Here is a 2,632-nt window from a genome sequence, read left to right on the forward strand (position 1 = left end):
GCTTCCTTCTTGCGCCGATCCTCGTAGGTCTCGACCGCCTTGTTCACGTCTTTCTGCAGCTTTTTCAGTTCGTCGAGGGTAAGATCGTCGAGGTCGATGTCTGCCATGAATTATCCAGTATCTTAAGTGATAGTCGCATTCTGTATTTGGGCAATAGCGAGCGGCAGGCTGAATGCAAGCTCAAGTTTCGGTATTGACCGATCCATATCGTCCGCAAGAACAGATTACTCGCGATTTGAAATCCTTTCTGAAAACTCCCTTGCCCAACGAAGAAAGGCCAGCGTCGGCTGGCCTCTGGGTCGCGTACGGTTTCAAGGAAAACGTGCCCTTATTCGGACAGTTTCTCCTTCGCGTCGCCTGTCTTCTTCTGAACCTTGCCTTCGACCTGATCGGATTGGCCGTCGTGCTTCATCTTGTCATTGCCCGTGGCATCGCCAAGCTCTTCCTTGACCTTACCGCCAATGTCCTTGGCCTTGCCCGTGGCTTGATCTTCATTCGCCATTTCGGATCTCCTTGTGCATTATGACAGGACAACGGACCGCGGGGAGTAGAGTTCCTGCCCGGTCTCTCACAGGTCGTGATCGTAATTTAAGATTTATTGATCGGTACCGGATCAGGGTTTTTCCCGTTACGTCTCATCCAACATGCTGCATGGGATGTCGTGCCCCGTTCAGGTGGGCAGCACGCGTAAACAATGCCGTTATCACCCGACCGACGAACGCGCGCAGTCGCGATGATAATCGAATAGTGCTCAGTAGTGATGACGCTTGGCCGACGTCTCGACATCGCAGTTGGCGCAACCTGAACAGCGTAACACCGATGCGAATCCCGCCCGCCCGCCACCTTGCTCTTCGGGCCGCACCCCTATTGCAGCCTGCGACCCCTTGGCCCGGAGCCGATCGGCTCGTTGCGCGTTCGCTCTCGGACCCGGGCACGTGAGATGCTCGCCAACGCAAGGAGCAGAGCCATGACCGACACGAGCGTAAAGAAGGTAAGCCTGGAAGGATCCCCCGAGGGAGAGATGGGTCAGCGATACCTGGTTACAGGCACCAAGCTGGGGATGCGTCTCTGGAACGAGGCCACACCCGCGGCTACGAGACGGTCGGCTACGTGATCTCCGGATCGGCGGAGCTGACGCTCGAGGGGCAAACCGTGCAACTGGAGCCCGGCGACAGCTGGGTGGTGCCGGCGGGGGCCGAGCATGATTACCGTATTCTCGAGACGTTCACGGCAGTCGAGGCGACCGCGCCGCCGGCCCGCGCGCATGGCCGCGACGAGGAATAAGCTGCAGCAAGGGGGGCGTCCGGTCTCGTACCGGACGGCCAAACCGCAATGCGCCTGACCCTGCCTCCCGAGGCCTTCGCCAAGCAGGACCCGTCCGACGACGCGCTCTTCTACCGCCCCGCACGGATGGTGACCCATGTCGACGCTGCCGCGCTTTCGGCGCTCACGGCGTGCTACCAAACCCGCCTTTGGCCCGGAGCGGACGTCCTCGATCTGATGTCGAGCTGGGTGAGCCATCTGCCCGCAGGTCTCGTCCTGGGCCAGGTGACGGGGCACGGCATGAACGCCGCCGAACTCGCCGCCAATCCCCGGCTCGATGCTTGGTTCGTGCAGGATCTCAACCTCGACCCGCAACTGCTGCAGGAGGACGCGTCGCAGGATGCCGTTCTGGTTTGTGCCGGCGTGCAGTATCTGCAGCGACCGGTCGAAACCTTCGCCGACGTCGCGCGAGCGCTGCGCCGGGGTTGTCAGGTCGATTCACGCAGGGAGGCTATGATCATAGGCCCATGCCCGCACAGAGGCGAAATCACCTTCGCCACGATGTGATCTGATATGTCGACCAAAGACGCTAAGACCGGTCCGCAGTTCCACGAGATCGTCCGGCTTCATATCCCGGGGTAATTGCGTCCTGTCCTGTGCCTCCATGAGATTGCAAAGATGCGAAATCGCCTTTGGAAAGCTCATAGCTGAATCGTTTGGCACGAAATATCCCGTCAGCGGCGAGGCTGTGAACTTGACGGTGATATTGCAAAGTTCCGGCCCGAGGGACGTGATGTTTGCGGGAGTATGATCCGATTGCCGGGCATCGGCAGCATCCATCAATGCATTGTAGCGCATGGCCCAGCTACGCGCGGCCAGGGTGGTCTGCAAGATATTGAGCACGAACGTGACCGAAAGCGTGAGCACCACCATGCCATTGATCGCGGCCACCATCGACAGGATGTCCCACCACCCGTTCGTCGGCTCGACGGTAGACGCCCCCAGGGTCGACAGGGTCGATCCGGCAAAGGCGATGATCTCCACGAGATTTGCCGGTTCGTGCAGGCTCGAGGTCTGGAGCGACGCACCCGAGACATAGAGCATGACGTAGCCCATGAGAAACAGGGCCATCCAGAATGCAGCAAGAACCGAAAGTATCGTCGGCCCGATCGCACTGCGGAGGGATACCCCTGCACGCTGTTCCGAAATTCGCGTGAGTTTCCGCGCAACCAACCAGAGACCACGCGTCAGGCGGAGACTGATGGGGCCCAGGCCCGTGAGGCTGATGGTCGTGTACAGAAAATCGTAGGTCGATGCGACGAGGACGATGACGCCTGTGGCGAAAAGCAGGATGGAAATCATCTCGCGT

General features: G+C 59.7%; 4 protein-coding genes. 2 read left to right on the plus strand and 2 right to left on the minus strand.

Annotation, left to right across the window (positions count from 1 at the left end; genetic code table 11):
* Window positions 1-328: 328 nt before the first annotated feature.
* Window positions 329-502, minus strand: coding sequence for a CsbD family protein (locus tag LX81_RS21715; RefSeq protein ID WP_111539309.1), 174 nt, complete (start codon window positions 500-502; stop codon window positions 329-331).
* 566 nt (window positions 503-1,068) lie between these two features.
* Here LX81_RS21715 and LX81_RS22670 point away from each other — a divergent pair.
* Together LX81_RS22670 and LX81_RS21725 are read left to right on the plus strand one after the other, a co-directional pair.
* Window positions 1,069-1,284: a cupin domain-containing protein gene (locus tag LX81_RS22670; protein ID WP_272939514.1), complete on the plus strand. Its 216-nt coding sequence runs from the start codon at window positions 1,069-1,071 to the stop codon at window positions 1,282-1,284.
* Window positions 1,285-1,332: 48 nt separating this feature from the next.
* Window positions 1,333-1,830: a class I SAM-dependent methyltransferase gene (locus LX81_RS21725; protein WP_111539310.1), complete on the plus strand. Its 498-nt coding sequence runs from the start codon at window positions 1,333-1,335 to the stop codon at window positions 1,828-1,830.
* On the opposite strand, the gene LX81_RS22445 is transcribed toward LX81_RS21725, so the two are convergent.
* Window positions 1,762-2,632: hypothetical protein (locus LX81_RS22445; RefSeq protein ID WP_211322873.1), on the minus strand; the 871-nt coding region annotated here is incomplete at its 5' end. The two genes, LX81_RS21725 and LX81_RS22445, sit on opposite strands and share 69 nt — an antisense overlap.

Origin of the sequence: Palleronia aestuarii (assembly GCF_003253995.1) — a bacterium.
In the GTDB taxonomy this organism is placed as follows: domain Bacteria; phylum Pseudomonadota; class Alphaproteobacteria; order Rhodobacterales; family Rhodobacteraceae; genus Palleronia; species Palleronia aestuarii.